The 19,540-nt window shown below is 57.9% G+C and carries 18 protein-coding genes and 2 pseudogenes; 16 read left to right on the top strand and 4 right to left on the bottom strand.

The genetic code is table 11. From position 1 onward, the window contains the following. From BLQ92_RS16820 to BLQ92_RS41410, 7 genes and pseudogenes are all read left to right on the top strand, one after another. A partial coding sequence (locus BLQ92_RS16820) for a DUF2345 domain-containing protein (protein ID WP_143016604.1) occupies positions 1-1,539 on the top strand: 1,539 nt, incomplete at its 5' end. A gap of 3 nt (positions 1,540-1,542) precedes the next feature. Continuing rightward, complete coding sequence (locus BLQ92_RS16815) at positions 1,543-3,516, top strand: phospholipase D-like domain-containing protein (RefSeq protein ID WP_090685657.1); 1,974 nt, start codon at positions 1,543-1,545, stop codon at positions 3,514-3,516. 3 nt (positions 3,517-3,519) lie between these two features. Next, on the top strand, positions 3,520-4,827 hold the full coding sequence (locus BLQ92_RS16810; protein ID WP_176860760.1) for an SEL1-like repeat protein: 1,308 nt from the start codon (positions 3,520-3,522) through the stop codon (positions 4,825-4,827). A 27-nt stretch (positions 4,828-4,854) separates the two neighbouring features. Continuing rightward, positions 4,855-5,142, top strand: coding sequence for a PAAR domain-containing protein (locus BLQ92_RS16805; protein WP_090685656.1), 288 nt, complete (start codon positions 4,855-4,857; stop codon positions 5,140-5,142). Between the two features lie 79 nt (positions 5,143-5,221). Continuing rightward, complete coding sequence (locus tag BLQ92_RS16800) at positions 5,222-5,974, top strand: hypothetical protein (RefSeq protein WP_090685655.1); 753 nt, start codon at positions 5,222-5,224, stop codon at positions 5,972-5,974. Next, complete coding sequence (locus BLQ92_RS16795) at positions 5,883-6,788, top strand: TIR domain-containing protein (protein ID WP_090685654.1); 906 nt, start codon at positions 5,883-5,885, stop codon at positions 6,786-6,788. Before BLQ92_RS16800 ends, BLQ92_RS16795 begins: the two co-directional genes overlap by 92 nt. Further along, a pseudogene (locus BLQ92_RS41410) lies at positions 6,785-6,940 on the top strand (tyrosine-type recombinase/integrase); the annotation flags it as partial. The gene BLQ92_RS16795 and the pseudogene BLQ92_RS41410, both read left to right, overlap by 4 nt. A gap of 752 nt (positions 6,941-7,692) precedes the next feature. On the opposite strand, the gene BLQ92_RS16790 reads toward BLQ92_RS41410, so the two are convergent. Continuing rightward, positions 7,693-8,202, bottom strand: a complete 510-nt coding sequence (locus tag BLQ92_RS16790; protein ID WP_090685653.1) for an AidA/PixA family protein — start codon at positions 8,200-8,202, stop codon at positions 7,693-7,695. A 313-nt stretch (positions 8,203-8,515) separates the two neighbouring features. Here BLQ92_RS16790 and BLQ92_RS16785 point away from each other — a divergent pair, with 313 nt between their 5' ends. The 3 genes from BLQ92_RS16785 (at position 8,516) to BLQ92_RS16775 (ending at position 11,718) form a co-directional block, all read left to right on the top strand. Beyond that, positions 8,516-9,028, top strand: a complete 513-nt coding sequence (locus tag BLQ92_RS16785; RefSeq protein ID WP_176860759.1) for an AidA/PixA family protein — start codon at positions 8,516-8,518, stop codon at positions 9,026-9,028. 176 nt (positions 9,029-9,204) lie between these two features. After that, the gene (locus BLQ92_RS16780) at positions 9,205-9,825 is read left to right on the top strand and encodes an inclusion body family protein (RefSeq protein WP_244896650.1); all 621 of its coding nucleotides are present in this window, start codon (positions 9,205-9,207) and stop codon (positions 9,823-9,825) included. 1,116 nt (positions 9,826-10,941) lie between these two features. Beyond that, the gene (locus BLQ92_RS16775; RefSeq protein ID WP_090685650.1) at positions 10,942-11,718 is read left to right on the top strand and encodes a DUF1828 domain-containing protein; all 777 of its coding nucleotides are present in this window, start codon (positions 10,942-10,944) and stop codon (positions 11,716-11,718) included. Between the two features lie 255 nt (positions 11,719-11,973). Here the strand turns inward: BLQ92_RS16775 and BLQ92_RS16770 are convergent, their stop codons facing one another. After that, a complete protein-coding gene (locus tag BLQ92_RS16770) occupies positions 11,974-12,927 on the bottom strand; it encodes a D-2-hydroxyacid dehydrogenase family protein (protein ID WP_090685649.1) in 954 nt (317 codons plus the stop codon). A gap of 358 nt (positions 12,928-13,285) precedes the next feature. Here BLQ92_RS16770 and BLQ92_RS16765 point away from each other — a divergent pair, with 358 nt between their 5' ends. From BLQ92_RS16765 to BLQ92_RS16740, 6 genes and pseudogenes are all read left to right on the top strand, one after another. Next, positions 13,286-13,852, top strand: coding sequence for a carboxymuconolactone decarboxylase family protein (locus BLQ92_RS16765; protein WP_090685648.1), 567 nt, complete (start codon positions 13,286-13,288; stop codon positions 13,850-13,852). Between the two features lie 43 nt (positions 13,853-13,895). Next, entirely contained in the window at positions 13,896-14,438 is a 543-nt protein-coding gene (locus BLQ92_RS16760) for a 2,4'-dihydroxyacetophenone dioxygenase family protein (RefSeq protein ID WP_090685647.1), read from the top strand. 40 nt (positions 14,439-14,478) lie between these two features. Continuing rightward, on the top strand, positions 14,479-15,378 hold the full coding sequence (locus BLQ92_RS16755) for an alpha/beta fold hydrolase (protein ID WP_244106290.1): 900 nt from the start codon (positions 14,479-14,481) through the stop codon (positions 15,376-15,378). A gap of 165 nt (positions 15,379-15,543) precedes the next feature. Further along, positions 15,544-15,978: pseudogene (locus BLQ92_RS16750) on the top strand (hypothetical protein); the annotation flags it as partial. Positions 15,979-16,216: 238 nt separating this feature from the next. Further along, positions 16,217-16,408, top strand: coding sequence for a hypothetical protein (locus BLQ92_RS16745; RefSeq protein ID WP_090685645.1), 192 nt, complete (start codon positions 16,217-16,219; stop codon positions 16,406-16,408). A 159-nt stretch (positions 16,409-16,567) separates the two neighbouring features. Further along, a complete protein-coding gene (locus BLQ92_RS16740; RefSeq protein ID WP_090685644.1) occupies positions 16,568-17,221 on the top strand; it encodes a hypothetical protein in 654 nt (217 codons plus the stop codon). A gap of 121 nt (positions 17,222-17,342) precedes the next feature. Here BLQ92_RS16740 and BLQ92_RS16735 read toward each other — a convergent pair whose 3' ends face one another. Both BLQ92_RS16735 and BLQ92_RS16730 read right to left on the bottom strand, forming a co-directional pair. Then, entirely contained in the window at positions 17,343-18,185 is an 843-nt protein-coding gene (locus tag BLQ92_RS16735; RefSeq protein WP_090685643.1) for a class II aldolase/adducin family protein, read from the bottom strand. A gap of 29 nt (positions 18,186-18,214) precedes the next feature. Further along, positions 18,215-19,534 carry an MFS transporter gene (locus BLQ92_RS16730; RefSeq protein WP_090685642.1) on the bottom strand — a complete coding sequence of 440 codons (1,320 nt, stop codon included), beginning with the start codon at positions 19,532-19,534 and terminating at the stop codon, positions 18,215-18,217. Positions 19,535-19,540 lie beyond the last annotated feature (6 nt).

The following is a 19,540-nucleotide window of genomic DNA, read 5'->3' as shown; positions in this document are numbered from 1 at the left end:
GAACTGAATCGCATCAAGGTGATGTTCGTATGGGACCGGATCAACCAGGGCGATGAGCGCGCGTCATGCTGGGTGCGTGTGGCGCAGTCGGATACGGGTGATGGATACGGCTCGGTGCACATGCCGCGCGCGGGGGAAGAGCTGCTGATCGGCTACGTCGGAAATGACATCGACAGGCCCATCGCCCTTCATCGCGTGTATAACGGCGCGGCGAAACCGCAGTGGCATTCGAACGGGTTGCTCTCGGGCTACCGGTCAAAAGAGTTCTCGGGAGATGGCTTCAATCAGATGGTGATGGACGACTCGACGTCCCAGAACCGCGTGCATCTGTATAGCTCAAGTACAAATGCACAGCTCCACCTGGGATATCTGATCAACCAGAGCGGCAATACCCGTGGCGACTACCTCGGCAGCGGCTTCGACCTCAGCTCGGACGCGTATGGCGCCTTGCGCGCGGGACGCGGACTGTACGTGACGACGCATCCGGTCACCAGCCAGCCACTTGATGCGCGTGAGGCCAGCAACCAGCTCGTCACTTCGGAGGGCGTGCTTGAGGCGGCATCGCAGGCGAGCGAAGCCTCGCAGGCCGAAAGCCTGAAGGACGGACAGGATGCACTGAAGAGCTTCACGGATGCGACACAGCACAGTACGTCGGGGACGACGGGCGGGGGCGGTGTCACGGCCGGTGGCGGCACGGGCAACGCCAATGCATTCTCGCAACCGGTGATGCTGTTTGCCGCGCCGGCGGGCATCGCGCTGTCGACGCAGAAGTCAGCGCACGTTTCGGCGGACCAGCACATCAACCTGGTGAGCGGGCAGAGCACGCACATCGCGACGGGTAAGTCGTTGATCGCGAGCATCACGAACCGGCTGAGCCTGTTCGTGCAGAACGCAGGCATGAAGCTGTTCGCGGCGAAGGGGAAGGTGGAGGTGCAGGCGCATGCGGACAACGTCGAGCTGACTGCGCAGAAGTCGCTGCTGCTGGCCTCGGTCACAGAGAAGATCCAGGCGGCCGCGCAACAGGAAATCCTGCTGACATCGGGAGGCGCGTACATCCGCATCAAGGACGGCAACATCGAGATCCATGCACCGGGGAAGCTCGACTTCAAGGGCGCGGACCACGCGTTCAGCGGGCCGACGCGCATGGACGTCACGAACCCCGCGTTCAAGGACATGCCCACGCGAAAGCTGATGCTGAACACTTTCGCGTCACCATCTGCGACCAGTGCTGTTCCTGCGGGCATGCCGTACAAGCTGTTTGCGGACGGTGCGCTGGTGAAGCAGGGTGTGTTCGACAAGACCGGCCAGTTGCCGATCGATCATCACGTGACGACACAGAAGTACACGCTGGAGATGGCCAACGGCGACACACATGAGATTCCGGTGCCGGGCGAGTACCGGGACCCGGTCAACGGCGCGCTCGCGAATCAGGGGTTCCAGTTTCATGAAGGTGTGTCTAACGGCGACACTGCGGCGCCAGATCGCGCCGTACACCGGCAGACTTATAGTGACATGCTTAATCCTCCTTCGGAAACATGAGTCATGGCGACATCGAATAAGACGAGCACCACGCCGCTGGCATTGAACTGTACCGATAGCGCGAATGTGTCGTTTCGGTGGTTTGTACAGAACACCGAATACCGTCCGGCACCAGGGACGTTCGCTCCTCTGGTCAACGGTGAGGAAGCTTTCGGCGCGGTGTATGACGCAATATTGAATGCACAGCACACAATTGACATCGTCTGTTGGGGTTTTCAACCATCGATGTATTTCAAGCGTGGTCAAGGCGCAGGCATGATGATCGGCGAGCTTCTAGCGATGCAGGGTGCCAATAACCGACAGGTTCGCCTCCTTTGCTGGCAGGATGATCTCCACGTTGCTGAACTGAGCGAGAACATGGCTCCCGGCAATAACGCGGCTAGTGTGATTAAGCCCTATGTCTGGGATTGGGTCTATTCGCTACCAGTCATACGGAACTATGCGGCCAAAGACCCTCAGGCAGATTACGAACTCGAGGTCGATTTTGCGTGGTATGCCCGGGCGAACCTGAGCAACGTCACAAAGCCCAATCTGAAGGTTGAGGTGGCCAAAGAGGCCGTAAAGCCGACGCTAGTTCAGGATTACGATGCGTTCAAGTACATCAAAAACAGAATTAGCCCACCTGAACCGTTCAAAGGTATCGAATTCGCTACGCGCGACTTCAGCCTGGATAACCGCGATGAAATTGCTCACCGGATGAAACTCCACAACCTGGCCGTCAAGGAGGGGACAAGTACTGGTCCCGTGAGCGTCTCGGCGATGAAATACGAACCCACACATCACCAGAAAATGGTGCTTATCGACTATGAATATCCCGATCTGGCCGTTGGTTTCGTGATGGGGCATAACATGCTCGATACCTACTGGGACACCAGTGACCACAGTACCGTGCGGATGCACCCTAGGATGGGACGCAACGGATTTCATCCCCGACAGGACATGTCGAGCCGCGTGAGTGGACCGATCCTCAAGAATCTCAATGATAATTTCTGTCAGGCTTGGGACGATGCGACGGGACAGAATCTCACTCAGGTGCGGGAAGCGGCAGGCAAGAAATTGACGCTGCGCTGTGGTTCCGACACGCAAGTGATGGCACAGGTGCTTCGTACACAGTCGCAGCAGGGAAAGCAGGACATCGCGGCGATGTATATGCAGGCGGTCAATAATGTCACGCAGTTCATCTATATTGAGAACCAATATTTCCGGTGGCCGGACCTAGCTAACAAGCTCACGCAAGCCGTATCGAACCAGGTGAACCATGGCCGTCCCCTTGACCAGCCGATTTATCTGTTCGTTGTGACCAATTCCAACGACGAAGGCATCGGACAAGGGACGGTCAATACTTATCAGATGCTCAACGCGCTGGGTAGCGCGGACCAAATCCCGGAGGTGGCGAGAGGTGAGCGGGCGGATGCCTTGGACTCAGATCTGAAGACCGCAGAGAAGAACGCGACCCCACCGCAAGGTTCGATGAGTATTCAGGAGGCGTACGGTTATGCGCAATATCATCAGGACGCACAGACGCATCTCGAAGACGTGCAGCGGAAAATTTGGGAAAACAAGCATTCCCCTGTACCGCAGATCGACATTCCGGGATTGAAGGTGCATATCTGTACACTGGTTGCCCCGGACTCAAATCCGGCAGCGTGGGAATATTGCTACGTACATGCGAAGCTGATGGTCGTCGATGATGCGTTCATGACGTTGGGATCGGCAAACATCAATTATCGGAGCATGGCAGTCGATAGTGAATTGAACATCTGCCACGACCATGCCGGCGTCACCGCTCCATTGCGCAAGAAGCTATGGGGTATCCATAGCAAAGGGGCGGGAGCTCAGGACGATCCGAAGGAGGCTTACAAGCAATGGGATCGGATAATTAGAGCGAATGCGGCCAATCAGAAAGCGAAATCCGCTCCCATCGCGTCGCTGGTGGGTTTTTCATATACATCAAACAAGCGCACCACGAACGACTGATCGATGAACAAGACGACGTTGATCCTTACTTGCGCTCTCATTGCAGGTGGCTGCTCGAACAAGGAGAATTCTTTGCCATCCCAGCCCAATATGAATACCGTGCGCGCCAATCTGGCTTTCACATGCGTACATGAGGCAGATCATCTGCCGCCGGTCTCTCCTGAGGCGGATCAGCTGTTCAAATATGGCCGCTACCTCGAAACGAAGGCCGGCCCAAAAGACTTCGACGAGGTTGCGCGTTACTACCGGATTGCCGCCGCGAATGGACATTACAAGGCGAATAACAACCTGCAGCAGCTGGTGTCCCGAGGCTCCGCAACGTCACCCGATGCTCCCAAGGAGACAATCGATCTGGTAGAACAGTTGATAAAGCAGGGTGTGCCGGGGGGGTATTACGACATGGGCCACTATCTTGAGCTGGGCTATGGCGTAAAGCAGGACCCGGAGAAGGCGTTGCGCTATTTCCGCAAGGCAGCTGATCTTGGTAGTCCCGAGGGGCAGTTTTATGTCGCGGAGAAATTGTCGCCAGTTGATGCGGCGCCAGAGATAGCAAAGCAGATGTATCAATGTGCAGTCGATCAAGGATCGGGTGAGGCGGCAGAAAACTTCGGCGTATTTTTGCAGACAGCCAAACTTTATACAGAGGCTGTGAAAGCTTTCCAAAAAGGTGTTGCCGCTGGAAACACGCTCACTGCTTCCTCTTTGGAGGAGGCATTCAAGGGTCCTCCGCCATCGGATCGCCTGAACTACCTTGAACTGCCGAACGATCCGGAACGCTCCCGCAGATATCGTGTCATCGGAGAGTTCATCGACGCTAACGAAAGCCGCAACCCCAAGGTCCCGGACATCGACAAGATCGTGCCGTTGCCGCCCGCAAAGCTGCCGCCTTGGGATGGGACCTTTCAGTGGCAGAAGGAACGGGATGCAGCAGTACCGCCGCAGAAGCCCTCTGACGAACTCATCAATCAGATGGCTAAAAAGACGAGTCTCGACCCGGCAACCGGTCTGCCGCTGGCTGGTACATCCAGCAAGACGTCGGCGGAGGATCAACCCGCGACCGTTGCCACGCGTCTGCCGATCGGCACGGTTGCTTCCACAGGCGATCCATGCCCTGAAGACGGCGTCTGGTGCGCAAAGCTCGGCAAAGGCCAGATGGGTGACGCGCAGCGGCGCTTCCTGAAGGGCGACGTGTTGCCGTCGCTTATCGTGCATGAGCCGCGCAAAGTAGCTTTGCTGGACCAGGTAATGGGACTTCGCCAGCACATGGCGAAGGTGGAGTGGGAACTGATCGGATACATTGACCAGGCCTGATCTGCGGAACAGAACGGAATCACAGCCATGAAACGCTACATGATCCTGACCGGTGACAAGACCACGGCTAACGGTACGGTGGCCGCCCGCTTGACCACACTTGGACTGAACGACCGGGACATTGCGCACGAAAACGATGATGTGTCGTGTCCCGCCTGCCATTCGACCGGGAAGATCCAGTGCGACGGTCCCCGAGTGCCGATGACCGGCACAGACGGCCGACGGGTCGCATTGAGCGATGATCTATGCATCTGCGAGTGCAACCCGCCTCCGCAACTGGTCGCTTCACAGAATTCGATGTCCGTCGAAACGTGACTACGGCGGGGGCAGAGTAACTGTCGGGATGGTTCTGTGGGGCTAACGCTTGCAGCACCCGCATAAGGAGACTGGCTGAATGGAGACGGTTCGAGTCAACGTTGCTTACAGACCGCTACGCATTTGCTGGGCCATCAAGGCTGGCGACAAAGAGAGTTTCCGAAAGGCAGTTCGGCAGAACAATGCGCTGTGGGGCGGGCGATTCAATCCGATTGTCCTCGTAGACCGAGAATCGGAGGCAAAACGTATAGTCGAAGTATTTCGCGCGGACGTGATCTTGCCGGTTGGCGGTTCGGACGAAGTCGAAGCATTCATTTCGAAATTTCCGCACCTGATAAGACCGTTCTTGCACGATAGCGTCTTAGTGGGGAAGGGCGAAGGTGAAGTCCGCTCTCAGGTCCTCGACGTTCAAAACGCCCTCATCTATTTGCAAGAGCGTCCCGAGTGGAAGGAACTGAAGGAATCGGGCGTTCGCATTTATGACTGGAACCCACAGGACACACTCGCCGATATATTCTTGATGCAGCTCGGTGCGTATCCGCCAGCCAATGTGAATTCAATCGACTACGCTCAATTGCTAAAAGGTGCGGCAAATGCGAGCGAATTCTATATTGATCTTGATGACGCATTGCCGGGCGACATCCTGGAGCACCCAAGCGTTGCCTACCTCGCGCGATACGGGCTGAAGCGGCACTACGGTTTCCGCTCGGGGTGGGATTACCCATATATAAGGAGAGTCCATGACCAGCCGCAAACCTGCTGCGCCGCGCGCGCCGGCACCCAAACTTACCCTGACGCCTACGCAGATCGAACGTGGCATTCAGCGGCTTGAGGAACGCATCAACGATTTGCGAGCATTCGACATTGCGACCGTTCCTCAAGGCGATTCTCCGGAGCTGCAGGCGCTTTGTGCTGCAATCAGGGACACCTTGGTGCGTTGCTTTGGCGAAGACACCTCGACGTTTGAGCGATTTGTGGAGGCTACGTCGCTGTCTTGGTGGCCAATGGTTATCTCTATGGGATATGGGCCGTCTGCTCAGCCGTGGGAGTACCAAGATGGGGTAAGGAAAAACATCGAGCATTCAGTCGCGCTGTTACGGGAGGCGCAGCGAGTCTTGCATGAGGATCTGGCGGATGCACAACACGAGGCAAAGGCGGCGCCTGCCGCGCCCGTGCACGTTTCCGAAAAGGTCTCGCCGTCTCGCCGGGTATTCGTGGTTCATGGCCACGACGGCGAGGCACGCGAGCTTGTTGCGCGATTTCTGAAGTCGATGGACTTCGAACCCGTCATCCTGCACGAGCAGGCGAACCAGGGCGGCACCGTTATCGAGAAGTTCGAAGCCAACAGCGATGTGGGTTTCGCCGTCGTGCTGTTAACTCCAGATGATCTGGGCCGCAGCCTTAAAGAGGAAGAGCTGAAGCCGCGTGCTCGACAGAATGTCTTGCTCGAGCTGGGGTACTTCATCGGCCACCTCGGTCGTAACAAGGTGTGTGCACTCAAACGCGGCGATGTCGAGCTCCCCAGCGATTACGTTGGCGTCGTCTGGGAAAAGATGGACGATGGTGGGGGCTGGAAGCTGGCATTGGCTCGTGAACTCAAGGCCGCGGGTCACGAGGTGGATTTAAACAAGGCGTTTTCGCTCTGAATCCGCTAGTCGCGCGCAACGCCATTTCCACGCCAGCGCTCATCGCGGCCGCTGGTGAGCGGGCCGGCATGCGCTTTCTCGAGTTCTTCGCGTCGGCAATCCGCAACCCGCACACGCGGCGTGCGTATGCGCGCGCCGCGGCGGATTTCCTTGCTTGATGCCGGATATGCACATTGGCAGCATGCTGTCGTGATCTTGGAATAATGCCTATGCAGGGTGTTTTTTAGCGTAGCTAAGCACAAAACCCTGACTCAGCAAGGCGGAGGTGCTGCTGCATCAGGGGCGCACTGATTTGAGGTATTGTCAAATCCTTTTGTCAAGAGCTTTTGGAGTGGTGCGCGTCCATTAACACTGTGCCCAAACTGTGCCAATAATCCACAATTATGGTCGGAAAACTTCCGAAAACCCTGATCATCTCGAGACTGACCGGCGCGAGACTATTTGTTACAAATCAAGTGGTTACGATGAATTCGTAATGCTTGCGGTACGATAGGCTATCGCAACCGTTTCTTCGATTCACGTAGAACGTATTAAAGGTGTCACCGGCTGCTCAAACGCGGTCCCCGGTGCCCCGGCGGGACGAGTGCAGCCGGGGCACCGCGGGCCGCCAAAGCGGACTAGGGGGCGAACAAGGTGAGCGCTTATACTCTGCAGCGCATAACGCTTTTAGGCACAGTTCCCGGTTATGCCCAGCTCGCCACGGGTTGAGTTCCTCGGTGACCGTGGAGTGCCGGTCAGAGCCGGCCGGTACCCGAAACGTCTTCGCATAAACGGAGCAAGCTTCCCCGATCGGCCATTCCGGTCGACGGGAGAAGCTCATGAACAACACGCCGTCTCCGACTCCCTCCTCCCCTATTGCCGGCGCGGCCACCCGCCGGCCTTGGTCCCGGAAAGTCCGTCGGGTCTAAATCGCGGTAGCAACCCAGTTCCACCAGAAATAGCCATACAGGCGTTGAGCGCTATAAAGCGCGAAGCTCGTTCCAACGCTCTCCGTTCCCGTCGAGATGACTCTGGCGTCAAAACTGCGGGTCGCCTCGGCTTGTGCGGAAAGGAGCAGTCCGCTCGGTACTTCCGGGTCCTCCGGCACGGCGTTGACGCTGGTTACCTGAACGGCGAACGTACTAAAGACCGCAGCGCCCGAAAAGTGACGGAGGTTATAGACGTCCACCACGTCCTTGGCGTTGTCGCTGATCGACGTTCCTCTAAAAGCGACCGTGTCTCCCACGTTCATGCGCAGATTCGAATCGCCGGTGCTATTGAGTAGGTAGACAGCGCTGTTGTTGATACCGGTCGGATTTCTCCAATCCTTGCTCGGATTGGGATGCATCTTCTTTACATATTCCGTGTTGACGACGGCAAGAATGTTGATGAGCTGAGTTGTCGCCGCGAAATTGACATCTAATTCGGATGTCATATCAAACCTCCATCGAAGGGGCGTAGCCGAGTCGGTATGCTTGGCGCAGGGGATACGCGCCGGAGCAACTATTGTAGTCCGTGTTTGCCAATATAGCTGTTAAATCGGATGGGAAAATCGTTTAATCGCGATGGTCTCGGCTGTCAGAACTGACAGGGTGGGGTCTAAACCTTCTTCGTTCTGAGTATGATCAAGAGGTAATTCGGCGGGGATTGGGCTGTCATGATTGATAGGCTATTTTCCAGAATGTTGAAGCCAGATTTTCGACGGGAAATTCAAATCGCATATGAACACGAGAACTCACGGAATCGACGTGCTATTGGTCATCGATGCGGCGCACATCAAGAATGTTTACGGACCAAACCAGGAGCCGGCGCATCCCGTGCGCGTCGCGCCGGATTGTCTGTTCATGATCTGCGCGGGATCGCGCGGCATTGCCTGCACGCAGGACGCGGAGGAGCCCGGCATCCGGGCGAAGGCCGGCGACAGCGTGTTCCTCCGGGGGACTTCAATGCAAGGCAACGCGGACGATGCCGTGATTCTTTACAAGGTGCGGCCTGCCTCGGGCGGGTGCGTGTTTGAGCGTTTCAAGGCGAACGCTTTCTTGAGGGCGTATACGGTGCGGCCCGATCCTGACTCGCCGGACCACAACGGGTTGCCCGCGCTCAAAAGCGAGGCCAGCTTCTTGAGCTTCGAATCAAAGGTGAAGGCGCTTGGCAACGAGGTTCTGGAAATGACGTTTGCCCTCTACGCGTTCAACGCCACGAGAACAAGGCAGGAACCCTACGGCTATTACTCATGTAATCGCATTGTCACCATTTGTTAATTCTCCGCGAGGTGGATGTGAGATGTCACTTTCGTCGATCTGTTTCAATGAAATTTATATGCGATAAATGAATATAGGATCATTCCACATTAGCCTGTAATTCTAGGCGATGGAATTGCATACCGACCTGTTTACTTTGCTAGTTATATGCAACCGGAAATAAAGCGAAATTACAGGTGACGCGTTTTTTGCGCGTTATTCGAAATGAAGTCGTCAACGTCGAAAATTGGAGGATTGACATGGCAGATGTAAACTTGGCGGCATCGACCGCCCACATCCAGATACTCGCAGTCATCGACACGGAACTCATCAAGGCGCAGCATTCCAATCCCAGCAAAGACCCGAAAAAACCGACCGGCCTTGCGCATGTCGGCCAGTTCTTGCTCGTCACCGGCTCGCGAGGCGTCATCAAGGGGCAGGGCACGGCCGATCTGGAATTCATGGCGTACCCGGGCGATCTCGTGTCGTTCACCGGCACGTCGATTCAAGACAATTCCGATGACGCGGTGATCTTGTACAACATCTCGCGTTTCTCGGGCACCGAGGTTTTCAACCAGTTCCAATACAACGCGATCACTCGGAACGGCGCGGTGCAGCCCAACCCCGAATCGCCGGAGCGCAACGGTCTGCCTGCGATCCAGCGTGTGGAAACCTTTGCGAGCTTCGACTCGCGGGTGATGCAGAGCGGCAGGGAAGGGTTCGGCATCAGCTTCGGGCTTTATACGCTGGTCGGCGGACAGAAGCAGGAACTGTTCGGTTACTTCTGGTGGGACCCGTATATCACTGTCCCGGCGTGATGGGACGGTGTGCCGTGATCATGCATTCGTGACTCACGGTGTGACGACGCTACGGTAAGGCAAGAAACGCTGGATGCGGACACACGCTGTCCGCATCCGGCTCGAGCACTTAGCCCATTCGCCACGCTGGCGCGGATGGGAAACAATGATCGAACCCGCGGATGTCTGTCATGCAGGTGTGAAGGTGCGCATCACTCGCCAGCGTATGGTCGGAACAATCGCCCGACACAGTGGCGCGGACATAGCAGCCGGAGTAACGCCCAGCCACCCGTGGCCATCGGTTCCGCGCCTTTCCCTCCGGGAAAGCATGCTTGACCATCCCGTGTTTATCCTGATGCCCTACGTCGCCACGACATAAACGGGAGCCAGCCCACACGGCCCCACTGTCAGCGAGGTATGCATCCCCAATTGAATAGTGCCCAGGCTTGTTGCACACAAGCATGTAATGGCCGGGTGCAAGCTTGATCGTCACGCGCCGGCTCTTCCCCGGGGGCGACGTCCCCGACTACCGTTCTGCTGCGTTAGGACAGTACGATCGCCCGATGGGTGATGCGAATTCATCGCATTGTGATGCCGGCCCGCCATCGAACGATGATCGGCCAAGAATTGCTGTGACCAAGAGTGCCTGATCGCACGGTTTCCTCCGCCGCGCGGCACTCACTCAGACAAGGGTCGGCCGCTTTCGGCAAGGTCGAACGTCCTTTCAGGGTCAACGGACCAGTGCGAGACCCGGTGGTGTACTTCTGCAGTGGGGCGCCGCTCTAGTAATAGCCTCGGTTTCGGTCCGGCTCTTTTTGCCTCCGCACTCCCCATAAACTCCCCACGTCCACGAAGAATGCCGTTACAGATGGTGGTTCGAGTCCGGTCCCCGGCACCAGAAGTTCTCCCAACGATTCCTGTCGTTCAAGTATCGCGTGCATCAGATCGAGGTTCAGCCGATGACCAAGCGATCTCATAACGATCCGACAGGCCCAATCTATGGTCCCCATGAGCATAGAGGGGATTCAGTGGCTGCGTTTCGCGATGTGCCTCTTTCGTGCGAGACATCTCTAGACGAACTTTTTGCGGTATTCTGCTCTCGATCAAATATCGGTTTTAACGGAAAGATCGTAAGGCATGACCCTAGACTGCGCTTGGTTGCGCGATACGCTCGCTTATGACTGTTGCCCGGTCAAGACGGTCAAGACGGTCAAGACGGTCAACGGGGAACCTGCGCTCGAAATCGGCACGCCATTCAGTTTCGCGGACGGTACCGCGATCGTCTTCTATCTGATCGAACAGGGTGCACATCTGCTCATTAGCGACAACGGCGATACCCTTTTTCATCTGAATTCGGTTGGGCTTGATCCGTTTAACAAGCGGCGGGAATCGGCAATTCGCAATACACTCTTGCCCTTCGGTGTCTCGCTGGAGAGCAGCGGAGAGATTCGCTCGCTAGCGCCGACAGAACGCGCCCAGCATGCTGTCGCTATCTGTATATCGAGCGTGCTTGCAGTAGCTGAACAAGAGCGAGGCTGGCTCGGCGTTCCGGAGGTAGTAAACAACTTTTCGGATGAGGTCGAACACGATCTGAGGCTGTGGAAGCCAAGACAGCAGCCGGTTCGCTATCCCAAGATAAAGGGCATCTCGAAGCACGAGTACACCTTCGATTTCATGCTTGCTGGCGAACTGGTTGACGTCATCTCGCCTAGCCATCAGGCCACTGGTGGTTTGATGCGCAAATTGGGAGATGTATTGAGTGCCCCCGGAGAGCGCCCGAAGATTCGTGTCGTCATTGATGACCGGGATGATTTCGAGCGCGCGGAGACCGAAAAGCAGATCATTGGCTCAATGGCCAGCGCCATGCTGTTTTCGAGTCTGAAGAAGGTCGCTGGCCAGGCGACAATACACTAGCCCATAGCGGCGACCTCAATACACCAGCCCGGCCCTGCGCCGGGCTTTTCATTAGTGCAGCATCAGATGCTCCGCGCACACGTCCAGCATCTCCCATACAGTCGGCGATCGATAGTCAAGCTGCCGGCCGTCAACGAACAGCTCGATGAGCTCCGCGGTGTCCCTGAAGCATGGGACCGTGAGGGATATGCCGCCCGGCAAACGCAACAGCAGCGCATACGCGCACGCGCCCCGTGAGCCTGCCTCCTACCGCGCTCAACGCCCGTTCCCATCCAGCCACCGAACAATATTCTTAACCGTATCATCATAAAAAGTCCGATACAGCTCCTTCGACACATACCCGATATGCGGCGTGGCGAGCACATTCGGCAACTCGCGCAACGGATGGGGGTTTCCAAGGGGCTCGACGTCGTAAACGTCCAGCGCCGCGCCGGCGATCCTATCCATCCTGAGCGCGTCGAGCAGGGCGCCACCGTCGACTATCGGACCGCGAGAGGTATTGATCAGGCGGCTCGTCGGTTTCATCTTCGCCAGCTCGGCGGCGCCAACAAGGTGATGCGTGCGCTCACTGAGGCGCACGTGAATGGACAGGAAATCGGAGCTCGAAAACAATTCCTCTTTCGTCACGTACCGGACGCCATGTTCAGCGGCAGCCGCGGCCGTCAGGTTCTGGCTCCAGGCGACTACGTTCATGCCAAACGCCCGGCCGATTCTGCCTACTGCCGATCCGACACGGCCAAGCCCGAGCAGGCCAAGTGTCTTGCCTGCGAGTTCGTCGCCCACCGAGCGTTGCCATCCGCCGTTGCGCAGCGACTGATTTTCTCCCGGAATATTTCGGGCAATGGAGAGAATCAGCGCCCACGTGAACTCGATCGTCGGTGTGGAGGAATAGCCCGTATGGAGCACAGCGATCCCCAAGGCAGCGGCTGCGTCCTCGTCAATCGAGGCGTTGGCGAGGCCGGTGGACGCAATGACCTTGAGATCAGGCAGTTTCTCGAGGATCGCACGAGGCAAGGGCGTGCGCTCACGCATCACGCATACGATGTCGAACGGCTTCAGCCGCTCGATCAGCGCGTCGCGCTCGGCGATGTGGTCATTGAACACAGTGATGCTTGCACGGCCATTCAGCGTTGACCAATCCGCAAGAGTCAGCGCGACATTCTGATAGTCGTCGAGGATCGCGACCTTGACGAGAGAATTGGCGTTCATACGACACACTCCTGTTTCATCTATACGAGGACACGAGGTCCGAAAAAAAGGCGGCTCATCAAGTCGCGTTGCCAGCCTTGCTTGCCACTTCCCGCGCGGCTGTCGTCGCCGTACTTTGTCCCTTCTTCGCAAGATGCAGTAGAGAGGGCATGGTCATATCGCTCATTCCTGTGGGGAATAGCTTTGAGCTTATCCAAGCCTGGCGATCCAGCGGTGCGCCGCGCCTGGTTCGAGCGGGAGGGCGCATCAAACGCCTTATGCCTGCCAGGAATGGATGTTATGTGTCTCGAAGGTCTTCTGTCAGCGTGACGCCGCGCGCACCATTTGCTCACCACGGATTCCCCGTTTGGAGAAGATCATGAACACGTTCCCGTCGTACACAATTGAGACCGCACCGGCTGCTTCGAAACCCGCCCTGGAAGACGCGAAAAAGACCTTTGGCTTTGTACCGAATCTCCAGTCTCACATGGCCGAGTCGCCCGAGCTCCTCGCCGGCTACTCCGCCCTCTGGGACCTCTTTGCCAGGAGCACGCTTACCCCGCATGAGCAGCAGGTCGTCTACCTGAGCTCGAACTTCGAAAACAATTGCCATTACTGTATGGCCGGCCATTCGGCACTTGCCCGGATGATCAAGATGGACCCTGCTGTCATCGCCGCGCTGCGCGATGGAGAGCCTCTGCCTGATCCGAAGCTTGAGGCCCTGCATCGCTTCACGACGATTGTCGTACGCGAACGCGGCTTTGCTTCCGATGCGGATGTCGAGGCATTTCTCGCCGCTGGCTTCACGCGCCAGAACGTGCTTGAAGTGATACTCGGAGTTGCCACGAAGGTCATGAGCAACTATACGAACCACGTCGTACATACGCAGTACGACCCGTTCATGAAGGGCAACGAGTGGACCAAGCCGGCAAAGACCACTGCATGATCCGTGCGCGCGATGCGCCGATATCTTCTGGAGGTCTCCTGACATGACCAACACAGCTGCAAGAAAGCCTGATGAGCGTGCTATCCCTTATCAGTTGCCACAACCCCCTGACATGTCACCCGACATCGTGCATTCGGGCATTCTCGACAAATGGCTGGAGGACGATAAGCTTTGGGTGCCGATGACGCCGACTGTTTCGTTCAAGCCGCTGCTTCTCAGCGCGAGCCAGGGCTACTACGTCAATCTGCTTAGAGTGCGCCAGTCCGGCGTGCTCTCGCGTCACCGCCATACCGGGCCTGTCCACGCAATCGTTCTGAGAGGTAGATGGTATTACCTCGAGCACGACTGGGTTGCGGAGCAGGGCGGCTATGCACACGAGCCGGCAGGCGAGACGCATACCTTGTACGTGCCCGAGGATGTCACTGAGATGATCACGTGGTTCCACGTCACGGGCGGCTACACCTACGTCGACCCCGAAGGCACGGCAGTGGGATACGAAGATGTGTTCACGAAAATCGAAGCGGCTCGCAAGCACTACGAAGAGATCGGCCTCGGCGCCGACTACGTAAAGCAGGTCATTCGCTAAGCGTATTCGTTACGTGCGAATTTTCGGATGCCGCGAACGCATGAACGTAGATATGCCCTATGCGCGGCGGCGGCCGGGCGGCTCGATCGCCCGGCATCACAGGCTGGAATGGAGGAGTTTCATCGTGGAACGACGAACTGTTGACGTGGCGGGCGTACCGGTCAGCTACCTGAGCGCCGGTGACCCGGAAGGATCCGTCTTGTTGTTGCTGCACGGCACCTATTGGAGCCGGGTATGGCAGCCGGTGCTAGACGACCTGGCCGCCGCCGGATTGCGGCCCATCGCGGTAGATCTCCCTGGCTCCGGCCGATCGGGTGGCGAGCTGACCATTGCGGATGCCTCGATTCCCGCTTTGGCGGATTGGCTGCCGCGCTTCCTCGATACGCTCGGTATCGTGGGACCGGTGGGGGTCGCCGGGCACGACATTGGCGGGGGCATTGCGCAGCAGGTGCTGGTCGATGGAAAGATAGAGGTCAGCAAACTCGCACTCGTCAATGCAGTGATGTTCGATTCGTGGCCGGTGCCCGGCGTTGCCCGGTTCCGCGATCCGGCGGTGGCCGCTGCGACGACGACGGAGGATATCCTTGCTGCTCGTCGCAAGTCAGTCCTCACGGCACTGGCGAGACCAACAACGGAAAGCGAAGTGACCGAGTATCTCGAACCCTGGACCGACCCGCGCGTGGCACGGTCGTGGCTCGCCTTTGCCGGTGCGGCGGACAATCGTTACACGATGGAACTGTTGCCGAGCCTTCGCGCGTCGCAGACGCCAAAGCTGCTCGTATGGGGCGAAGACGACAGCTTCCAGCTCGTCGAGCACGCGGAGCGCTTTGCCAAAGAGATCCCGAACACGCAGCTTGTCCGGATTCCCAAGGCGGGCCACATTCCGATGGAAAACGACGCTGCCGCAGTGGCTCGTGCGTTGGCTGGGTTCTTCATCTGACGCGGGCATCGAGCGCGCGCTATCCGTTCGAGCGCGATCTTTGCGGGCTTCTTGACGCCATTAGTGATGGCGAGGTATTCGGACCTAGTCAATAGACATAATTTAAAGGGCAAGCCAGAGGAAAAACATCCTCAGAGGCCTGGGATTGTCTGCCTGGATTGGCGCGCTAATCGCGTGACGCTGCTCGCGCGTTGCGATGCCCACTCTGCCGCCTCGAAGCAGCTCTACGAGGTTTGCGATCGCCTGCAGCGCATTACCGATGAAGATCTCGGCGCGCTCGGCGGCACCTTGCACTCCGATCTGTTCTACAACATGGCGACCACGATTTGCGGCGATGACGAATTGCTGCTGAAATCGAATTGCCTGGCATCGGCGCAGAGCTTCAAGGACTCGACCGACCATCAACGGGTGCGTAATCGCGACCTGCTGCAGGGCCTGCTGACGACCTTGGTGTATGAGGTCTACACGCATGGTGAAGTCGAGTTCATCCAGCCGCTCTATCGGGAGTGGTTCGAGCAGCATATGGGCGTGCCGCGCGACAAGACGCGCTTTGTCGTCGCGTGGGTCACGGTGTATGTGGGAGGAACCGAGCGTAACCACTTGCGGGAGTGCGCCACCCTGCTGGCAAACCACGTGGCCTACCAATCCAACTGAAAACTGGGTCACGCACAGTTCGCGCGAGGGCGGCTGAAATATCTGTATCGGGCCGTCGACCAGGACGGCCCTTCTTCTTGTCACTGCGGCTATTCCGAGCTGAGAGATTTTTTCCGGTTTTTTTTCAATTTCTTTCCGCCCACCAGTGTCAAGATCGGCTAGACAAAATCCGCACGACATAATTATGGGTGGCGTTCGTGAACAATCGCACAAAGGAATTGACGGGGCGCTGGCTGCAGCAACGTTGAGCTACTGGGTGATCGAGTTGCCGTTCCTGCGATTCAAAGACAATCTCAGTCGCGCCGGACAACGCCGGCTGAAGACGACCCAGGACGAGCGGGCACCCGGGATTGTGATTGACCTCCCCAACCCGTGAGCCACCGGCCGGGCATTTCCCGCGATCTGCCCGCAGCCAGAACCCAGGACAAACCCTTTCCCGCAGCCGGATTTCGGATCGCACGGGCGGTTAGGGCCGATTAAGTGCAAACTCTGCCTTATCGGGCGTTCGCGAGAGCGCGTTTCAGCAGAGAGATCGATGAGAAAAGATAAAGCCAAGCAAAGCCGTCAAGACGCGGACAACCTGTTTCCTGATCTGAAGAGGACGGGTGGAAGTTCAGTGGGTCGATCTGAGAATCCGTTCCAGGATGGACCGTTCGAAGCGGTTCAGCGCAATCAGGACGAAAGCACCATCTGGAAAGAGAACCTCATCTCCCTGCCGGTGGGCGTAGAGCTACCGCCGGGCTATGAGTCGGTCTCGCAAGTGCGTGAGGCTATGGAGCGGGGGTGGCGCGTAAAGTGGGTGAGGGAAGGCAACAACGAGCTCGTGACTGAATTCCCGGAAGGATGGGCGGCGGTTCGTCCCGAAACGGGCCCCGTGGAGTTGCGAGATTCAGCAGGCATTGTTCGAGGCGTGTACGGTTGGGCAGAGGACGCCGAGCTCAGGATTCTGCCGCGCTACCGGGTGGAATCGCAGTCGAATAGCACGAGCGGACTCGGCAGTTTGCTTGTCCGCGATCGCGCGAAGGGCCAGATTCTTGAGCGCTCGTCGAACTGGTCCGCGCAGACAGGCACCAACCACCCAGATTGGACCAGACTGTCCGTGTGGCTCGACTTACGCTACCCGCAGCATCGCGATCCGTTTCAATACTGGCAAGACTGCGAGGAAAACAGCGAGAATGGGGTTCGCTGATGCTCCTGCGCTTGACGGCGATGGCGCCTCACTTTTGACAGGGTTGGGCCGTAGTACGGCAGTGCACGGCGGACGAACCAATCGCCTTGTATTGGCGAACCGCGACTGCCGCTCCTTGCTTCTATTCAAACATATCCGGCTGCTGCGCCACCAACTGATCATAGATCGTCTGAAAATGCAGCCAGCCGATGAAAGGGCTGCCCACGTGCTCACGGCTGTATCGTGCCCGTTCGGGCGTTACCATCGTCGGCTTGATGCCTGACGCTTCAACCAGCAGTTGTTGCTGGCAAGCGCGCTCGAGGGCGATGAACCAGAACGCCGCTTCGTCGATGCTGTGGCGGCTCGCCGTCAGCAGCCCGTGGTTCTTGTGGATCGCCGCGCGCACATTCTTGAACCATGCCGCTACTGTGCCTCCGGCTTCTTCTTCGACCGCGACCTGGCCCGCCTCGTCGTCGATCACCACGTGGTCTTCGAAGAAGGCGCAAGCATCCTGCGAGATCGGATCGAGCTTACGGCCTGTCGTGGCCCACGCGGTGCCATAGACGGTATGCGCGTGGCACATCGCTACGATATCCGGGTGCGCTTCGTGCACGGCGGCATGCAGGACAAACCCCGCCTGATTGATCGCATAGTCTCCTTCCACCACGTGGCCTTTGTGATCCGCCAGAATCAGGTTCGACAACTTGACTTCCGAGAAGTGGACACACATGGGGTTGGTCCAATACAACTCCGGGTGCTCGGGATCGCGCACCGTAAGATGGCCCGCAAAACCATAGTCGAAATGGTGAAGATCAAAAGCCCGGCAGGCGGCGACCAGATGCTTCTTGCGGTAGAGACGCTCTTCAGCCGACGTCGCGAACTCTGGAATTTCCGGAAACTTCAGACCTTCCTGTTTAGGTTGATAGAGGGAGATGCGCTTTTTAGCAGTGGGCTGGACTGCATGGTGTTCGATGGTTTCAGACATGATTTCTCCTTGGCCTTTGGGGGCAAGCTTTAACGATTGACGAGGCGTTTGGGCATGGTCAGGGCGAGCAAGCCACCGACCGTGAGACAGGCGGCGAGCGTGTACACACCGAGGTCCGTCGAATGGGTCTTGTCGACAATCCAGCCGATCGCATACGGGCTGACGAATCCGGCCAGATTGCCCACGGAGTTGACGACCGCGACGCCGGTGGCGGCCGCAGCACCGCTCAGTACGGCTGTCGGCAGACACCAGAACTGGGAGAGCGTCACCATGACACCCATGGTCGCGACCGTGAGCGCAGCGATCGACAGGGCGACGCTTGTATGACCCGTGGCAACACTGACCAACCACCCCACCGTGCCGATCAGGCCGGGTACGGTCACATGCCAACGGCGTTCCCGCCGCTTGTCTGAACTGCGTCCGACCATGACCATCGCGATGGCCGCCGCTGCGTAGGGCAGCGTCGTCAGCGCGCCGATCAGCAGCGGCTCGGTGACGCCGGATCCCTTGATGAGGGTGGGCAGCCAGAAGCCGACGCCATAGAGGCCCATGATGAAGAAGAAATAAATTCCACTGAGCAGCCAGACGATGGGCTGCGTAAAGCCATCACGCAGCGAATGCGACTGTGCCTGACTGCTGTCCGCCGCAATGTTTGCAGCTAGCAAGGTCTTTTCGGATTCGGAGAGCCAGCGGGCGTGCTTGATCCCGTCGTCCAGGTAAGCGATGACTGCGATGCCCATCACGAGAGAAGGCAGCGCCTCCAGCAGAAACAGCCACTGCCAGCCGGCGAGGCCATGCGCACCGGACAGGGCGTGCAGGATCCATCCCGAGAGCGGGCCGCCAATCACACCGGACATCGGGATGCCCGTCATGAAGAGGGCCGTGATCTTGCCTCTGCGCTCAGATGGAAACCAGTACGTCAGATAGAGAATGACGCCGGGAAAGAGTCCCGCCTCAGCCAACCCAAGTGCGAAGCGCATCACATAGAACATCGTCGGCGTTTTGACGAACATCATCGCGCCCGATATCAGTCCCCAGGTGAGCATGACGCGTGCTATCCAGAGGCGCGCGCCGACCTTGTGGAGAATGATGTTGCTGGGAACCTCGAAGAGGAAATATCCGATGAAAAACACACCAGCGCCGAGGCCATAGACGGTTTCGCTGAAACCGAGATCCGACAACATCTGAAGTTTGGCGAACCCGACGTTGACCCGGTCGAGGTACGCAGCGACATAACAAAGGAACAGGAATGGGATCAGGCGCCATGCGACTTTGGCATAGACGCTCGATTCGTTTATCGCGACGGATTCGAACGAACGCCGTGGCAAGGGGGCGGATGCGTGAGACATGTCTCC

The sequence above is a fragment of the Paraburkholderia phenazinium genome (genome assembly GCF_900100735.1).
Classification (GTDB): domain Bacteria; phylum Pseudomonadota; class Gammaproteobacteria; order Burkholderiales; family Burkholderiaceae; genus Paraburkholderia; species Paraburkholderia phenazinia.
This window is presented reverse-complemented; position numbering and strand designations above follow the sequence as displayed.